This window comes from Burkholderia sp. Bp9090 (assembly GCF_003857985.1).
Lineage (GTDB): Bacteria > Pseudomonadota > Gammaproteobacteria > Burkholderiales > Burkholderiaceae > Burkholderia.
Genome location: NZ_QTPV01000035.1, coordinates 78,975 through 84,974 on the forward strand (window position 1 = coordinate 78,975; position 6,000 = coordinate 84,974).

A 6,000-nucleotide genomic window follows, 5' to 3' on the forward strand; every position below is an offset into this window, starting at 1 on the left:
CCGACTGACGTACATCGGCGCATTACGATTCGTCTGACTTCTGCTTTACAAACAGCTAGCGCGATGCCGAACGCGACGAATCGCTTGACCTTCCCACCATGGCAAGCTTCATGCTGGCGACGTTTGTGAATCGCCACCCAACCCAGGAGAACACGATGGAATTCGAAGTCCAGGACATGACCTGCGGCGGCTGCGCCAACGCCATCACGCGTGCCGTGACGGCAGCCGACCCCGCTGCGAAGCTCGACATCGACGTGGCCGCGAAGACGGTCAAGGTCGAATCGGCGCAAGGCGCCGAACGCGTGCAGTCGATCATCGAAGCCGCGGGCTTCCACCCGGCGCTGCGCACGGCCTGACGCGCGCATGCGCAGCACGGGCGCGGCGCCCGTCGGCACCGCGCCCGCACACCGGCCGCGTCAGCGAAGCCGGATCAGCGTCGACTTCAGTTCGGTGTACTTCTCGAGCGCATGCAGCGACTTGTCGCGGCCGTTGCCCGACTGCTTGTAGCCGCCGAACGGGAAGTTCATGTCGCCGCCTTCGTCGTAGCAGTTCACCCACACCGTGCCCGCCCGCAGCCGGCGCGACACGTCGTGCGCGGTCGTCAGGTCCGACGTCCACACCGCCGCCGCGAGCCCGTACTCGGTATCGTTCGCGATCCGCACCGCCTCGTCGACATCGTCGAACACGATCACCGACAGCACGGGACCGAAGATCTCCTCGCGCGCGATCTTCGCATCGGGCTTCACCTCGAACACCGTCGGCTCGACGTAGAAGCCGCCCGTCTCCGCCTTCACGCGCGCACCGCCCGTGACGAGCGTGCCCTCCTTGCGCCCGGCGTCGATGTAGCCGAGCACGCGCTCGAGCTGGATGCCGTCGACGATCGCGCCCATCGATACCGACGGATCGAGCGGGTTGCCCGGCACGTACGCACGCGCGGCCGCGACCAGCTTCTCGATGAACGCGTCCTTGATGTCGCGATGCACGAGCAGGCGCGAGCCGGCCGTGCACATCTCGCCCATGTTGTAGAAGATCGCGCCGGCCGCGGCCTGCGCGGCGCGGTCGAGATCCGGGCAATCGGGCAGCACGATGTTCGGCGACTTGCCGCCGAGTTCGAGCCATGCGCGCTTCAGGTTCGACTGCGCGGCGTACTGCATGATCAGCTTGCCGACTGCCGTGGAGCCGGTGAACGCGATGCAGTCGACGTCGCGATGAAGCGCGAGCAGCTTGCCCGGTTCGCCCGCGCCCGGCACGACGTTGAACACGCCGGCCGGGATGCCGGCCTCGTACGCGAGCTGCGCGACGCGGATCGCGGTCAGCGGCGATTTCTCCGACGGTTTCAGCACGACGCTGTTGCCGGCCGCGAGCGCCGGGCCGAACTTCCATGCGGCCATCAGGATCGGGAAGTTCCACGGCACGACGGCCGCGACCACGCCGACCGGCTCGCGCGTGACGAGGCCGACGAGATGATGGTCGGCCGGCGCGACTTCGCCGCCGACCTTGTCGATCGCCTCGGCGAACCACTCGACGCAATACGCGGCGCCCGGCACGTCGACCGTCGTCGTGTCGCCGATCGGCTTGCCGGCGTCGAGCGTCTCGAGCAGCGACAGTTCGTCGAGATGCTCGCGCATCAGTGCGGCCCAGCGCAGCAGCACGGCCTTGCGCGCGCGCGGGTTCAGTCCGGCCCACACGCCGGCGTCGAACGCGCGGCGGGCGGCCGCGACGGCGGCGTTCACGTCGGCCTCGCCGCAATCGGCCACCTTCGCGAGCACGCGGCCGTCGATCGGGCTCACGCAGTCGAACGTCTTGCCGCCGTGCGCGTCGCGCGACGCGCCGTCGATGAATGCGCGCCCCTCGATCTCGAGCGACGCCGCCTTGTCCTGCCAGTCAGCCAAAGTCAACTTGTTCATTCAGGATGCCTCAACGGTTGTGGCATTCGCGCTGCGGCACGCCGTGCAACGGCAACGCTGCCGGCGGTGGCGAATGCGGTGATGCGCGGTCAGAAGGTGGCCGGCGAATTGGCCGACACGACCTCGCAGAGCTGTTCCGCGCTGGGATTGCGAAAACGGTGCGGCAAACGGCTTTCGAAGTAGTAGCCGTCTCCGGGGTCGAGCAGCCAGGTCGCGCCGTCGACGGTGAGCTCGAGCCGGCCCGACACGACCACGCCACCCTCGTGCCCCGCGTGCACGAGCATCTCGGGCCCCGTATCGGCGAGCGGCTGGTACACCTCGCGCATGATGCACATGTTGCGGTCCTTCACGCCCGCGCCGACGAGGTGAAACGCGAGCGCGTCGTTGCCGAGGTTCGGCATCTCGTCACGTCGCGACACGACCGAGCGCGATTCGACCAGCTCGAACGTGAAGAACTCCGCGAGACTCATCGGGATGCATTCGAGCAGTTTCTTCAGCGAGCCGACCGACGGGCTCACGCGCCCCTGTTCGATCAGCGAGATCGTGCCGTTGGTCACGCCGGCCCGCTTCGCGAGTTCGCGCTGCGACAGGCCATGCTTGTTGCGCACGAAACGTAGGCGCTCGGCGACTTCGGTGGACATCGATTCGGTTTCGGACACGATAGAAGTGCGGTGAAAAAGTGAAACGACGCGTTGGACAGCGTTGAGCAGCCGTTGAATATTCTAATCACTTTATGCCACACATCAGCGGGGAAAACCCTGAAAGGCGTTCGAAATAATGAACACCTCGCGCGTCATTCCATTTACGAATATTTTGTTCGCAGTGCCTCGGGAAAGCCCTGACACGAGACCGTCAAAAAACATTTGACGCCGTTTTTGGCTCGTATATGCTGGCTCTCAGGTCAGCGTCATTGGCCATTCATCGGCACCGGAAAACGTTATTGCAACGTAAAAATTGATGCCCATCAATGTAAATGACGCAGGCCGGGCACCTTGATTATTTTAAACGCCTCGCGCGCCGAAACGATCAGGTGTTCAATACTTTCAACAAACCAGTCGAGTGTAATCGTGAGAGTCCGTGGCCCTCTGGTGAGGTGGGATCGAGGCGATGTGCGAAGTTTGCGCAGCGCTGCTCCCGCTTCCGATGGCAGTTGCGGCTGGCATAGTCCTCGCCTGCTGCATCTGTCGATCTACACCATCCTGTCCCGTCGTTCCGTTCGCCGTCACAACGCCGTTTCCGCACGCGCGTTCGTGGCCGTCGATACCGACGAAGTCGCGTCGCTGCTGCCATAGCGCCTCTCCTCCTTTTCTCGTCGTTCGTTTCAACTGCCTGTTCGTCAGCCCCGTCGTCTGCGCGGTGACGGAACGCGTTCGCGCATCCATTGCCGCGTCGCACGGCACGACGAAACGAACGATGGCCTGACCGTCGCGCGCAGCGCGGATCGCCATGCGAACCCGTTGCGCCCATTCACCAGCGGCCTTGCGCGCTTCGCGAGGCTGCGGGGCCGTGTCGCGCCTGCATTTTGCGGTTTTCCCGCGTGATGCACGCAACGGTCCTACGGACAACTGATTGACGTCATGGAAAGGAAACCCCTCGTCGGCATCACCGCCGACTTCACGCAGATCGGCGCACATGCGTCGCACACGGTCGGCGACAAGTACGTCGCGGCGATCGTCGACGGCGCACACGCGCTCGCGATGGTGCTGCCCGCGCTCGGCGATCGCCAGTCGGTCGACGACGTGCTCTCAACGGTCGACGGCCTGTTGTTTACCGGCAGCTATTCGAACGTCGAGCCGCACCTGTATGGCGGCGAGCCGAGCGCGCCCGGCACGAAGCACGATCCCGCACGCGACGCGACGACGCTGCCGCTGCTGCGCGCGGCGATCGTCGCGGGCGTGCCCGTGCTGGCCGTGTGCCGCGGCTTCCAGGAGCTGAACGTCGTTTGCGGCGGCACCCTGCATCAGCGCGTGCACGACGTGCCGGGCCTCGCCGATCACCGCGAGGACGACGACGCGCCGATGGACACGCAATACGGCCCCGCGCACGTCGTGCGCCTGACGCCCGGCGGCGTGCTGCACACGCTCGCCGGCGGCCGCGACGACGTGCACGTGAACTCGCTGCACAAGCAGGGCATCGCGCAGCTCGGTTCCGGCCTCGCCGTCGAAGCCGTCGCGCCGGACGGCCTGATCGAGGCCGTCAGCGTCGTCGATGCCCCGGCCTTCGCCCTCGCCGTGCAGTGGCACCCGGAATGGCGGCATGCGCATGACCCGCTGTCGAGCGCGATCTTCCGCGCCTTCGGCGACGCCTGCCGCGCGCGCCGCGACGCCCGCACACGTGCCACGGCCGCCGCCGCGCTCGCCTGAGCGCGCCGACCCACATAACGAGAACAGACATGCAAGACATCGAAGACTTTCTGAAGCAGCACCGGATCACCGAGATCGAAGCGATCATTCCCGACATGGCCGGCATCGCGCGCGGCAAGATCACGCCGCGCAACAAGTTCACGTCCGGCGAATCGATGCGGCTGCCGCAGGCCGTGATGGTGCAGACCGTCACTGGCGACTATCCGGAAGACGGCTCGCTGACCGGCGTGACCGATCCCGACATGGTGTGCGTGCCCGACACGTCGACCATTCGCCTGATCCCGTGGGCCGTCGATCCGACCGCGCAGGTGATCCACGATTGCGTGCACTTCGACGGCTCGCCGGTCGAGATCTCGCCGCGCTACGTGCTGCGCCGCGTGCTCGACCTCTACAAGGCGAAGGGCTGGAAGCCGGTCGTCGCGCCGGAGCTCGAGTTCTACCTGGTCGACATGAACAAGGACCCGGACCTGCCGCTGCGTCCGCCGGTCGGCCGCACGGGCCGCCCCGAAACGGGCCGCCAGTCGTATTCGATCGAGGCGGTCAACGAGTTCGACCCGCTGTTCGAGGACATCTACGAGTACTGCGAAGCGCAGAACCTCGACATCGACACGCTGATCCACGAAGTCGGCGCCGCGCAGATGGAGATCAACTTCATGCACGGCGACGCGCTGTCGCTGGCCGACCAGGTGTTCCTGTTCAAGCGCACGGTGCGCGAGGCCGCGTTGCGCCACAACATGTACTCGACCTTCATGGCCAAGCCGATGGAAAACGAGCCGGGCTCGGCGATGCACGTGCACCAGAGCATCGTCGACGAGGAAACGGGCCGCAACCTGTTCACGTCGCCGGAAACGGGCGGCGCGACCTCGCTGTTCTACAACTACCTCGCGGGGCTGCAGAAGTACACGCCCGCCTTGATGCCGATCTTCGCGCCGTACATCAACTCGTATCGCCGGCTGTCGCGCTTCATGGCCGCGCCGATCAACGTGCAGTGGGGCTACGACAACCGCACGGTCGGCTTCCGCATCCCGCACTCGGGCCCGGCCGCGCGCCGCATCGAGAACCGGATTCCGGGCGTCGACTGCAACCCGTACCTCGCGCTCGCGGCGACGCTCGCGGCCGGCTATCTCGGCATGACGCAGCGTCTCGAGCCGACCGAACCGCTCGTCAGCGACGGCTACGAGCTGCCGTACCAGCTGCCGCGCAACCTCGAGGAAGGGCTCACGCTGATGGCCGCGTGCGAGCCGCTCGGCGAGATTCTCGGCCACAAGTTCCTGAAGGCGTATTTCGCGCTGAAGGAAACCGAATACGAAGCGTTCTTCCGCGTGATCAGTTCGTGGGAACGCCGCCATCTGCTGCTGCACGTCTGAGCGTGCACACGACCGAATACGGAATCACGGAGGAAACATGACGTACCGCAACGAATCTGCCTGGATCCAGCCGGCCGCGCCGGCCACCGCACCGCGCACGACGCAGGCACGCTCGACCGCCGAATACCGCGCGCTCGACGCCGCGCACCACATCCATCCGTTCTCGGACATGGGTGCGCTCAATCGCGCGGGCAGCCGCGTGATCGTGAAGGCCGACGGCGTCTATCTGTGGGACTCGGACGGCAACAAGGTCATCGACGGGATGGCCGGCCTCTGGTGCGTGAACGTCGGCTACGGCCGCAAGGAACTTGCCGATGCCGCATATCGCCAACTGCAGGAACTGCCGTTCTACAACACGTTCTT

Annotated in this window: 7 protein-coding genes; 5 read left to right on the forward strand and 2 right to left on the reverse strand. The window is 65.9% G+C overall.

All coding sequences use genetic code 11. The annotated features are described in order from the left end of the window. The first annotated feature begins 155 nt into the window (after positions 1-155). A complete protein-coding gene (locus DIE16_RS26475; protein WP_044849094.1) occupies positions 156-356 on the forward strand; it encodes a heavy-metal-associated domain-containing protein in 201 nt (66 codons plus the stop codon). A gap of 60 nt (positions 357-416) precedes the next feature. On the opposite strand, the gene DIE16_RS26480 is transcribed toward DIE16_RS26475, so the two are convergent. Both DIE16_RS26480 and DIE16_RS26485 read right to left on the reverse strand, forming a co-directional pair. Then, positions 417-1,907 (reverse strand): aldehyde dehydrogenase, encoded by a 1,491-nt coding sequence (locus tag DIE16_RS26480; protein WP_044849095.1) that lies wholly within the window; start codon positions 1,905-1,907, stop codon positions 417-419. 89 nt (positions 1,908-1,996) lie between these two features. Then, a complete protein-coding gene (locus DIE16_RS26485; protein ID WP_044849101.1) occupies positions 1,997-2,548 on the reverse strand; it encodes a cupin domain-containing protein in 552 nt (183 codons plus the stop codon). Positions 2,549-3,016: 468 nt separating this feature from the next. Between DIE16_RS26485 and DIE16_RS37280 the strand changes: the two genes are divergently transcribed. The 4 genes from DIE16_RS37280 to DIE16_RS26505 all read left to right on the forward strand — a co-directional run. After that, positions 3,017-3,199 (forward strand): hypothetical protein, encoded by a 183-nt coding sequence (locus tag DIE16_RS37280; RefSeq protein WP_006402789.1) that lies wholly within the window; start codon positions 3,017-3,019, stop codon positions 3,197-3,199. A 285-nt stretch (positions 3,200-3,484) separates the two neighbouring features. After that, complete coding sequence (locus tag DIE16_RS26495; RefSeq protein ID WP_124486629.1) at positions 3,485-4,270, forward strand: gamma-glutamyl-gamma-aminobutyrate hydrolase family protein; 786 nt, start codon at positions 3,485-3,487, stop codon at positions 4,268-4,270. 29 nt (positions 4,271-4,299) lie between these two features. Then, positions 4,300-5,637, forward strand: coding sequence for a glutamine synthetase family protein (locus tag DIE16_RS26500; RefSeq protein WP_044849097.1), 1,338 nt, complete (start codon positions 4,300-4,302; stop codon positions 5,635-5,637). A gap of 37 nt (positions 5,638-5,674) precedes the next feature. Then, the coding region (locus DIE16_RS26505; protein WP_124486630.1) for an aminotransferase class III-fold pyridoxal phosphate-dependent enzyme at positions 5,675-6,000 on the forward strand (326 nt) is incomplete at its 3' end.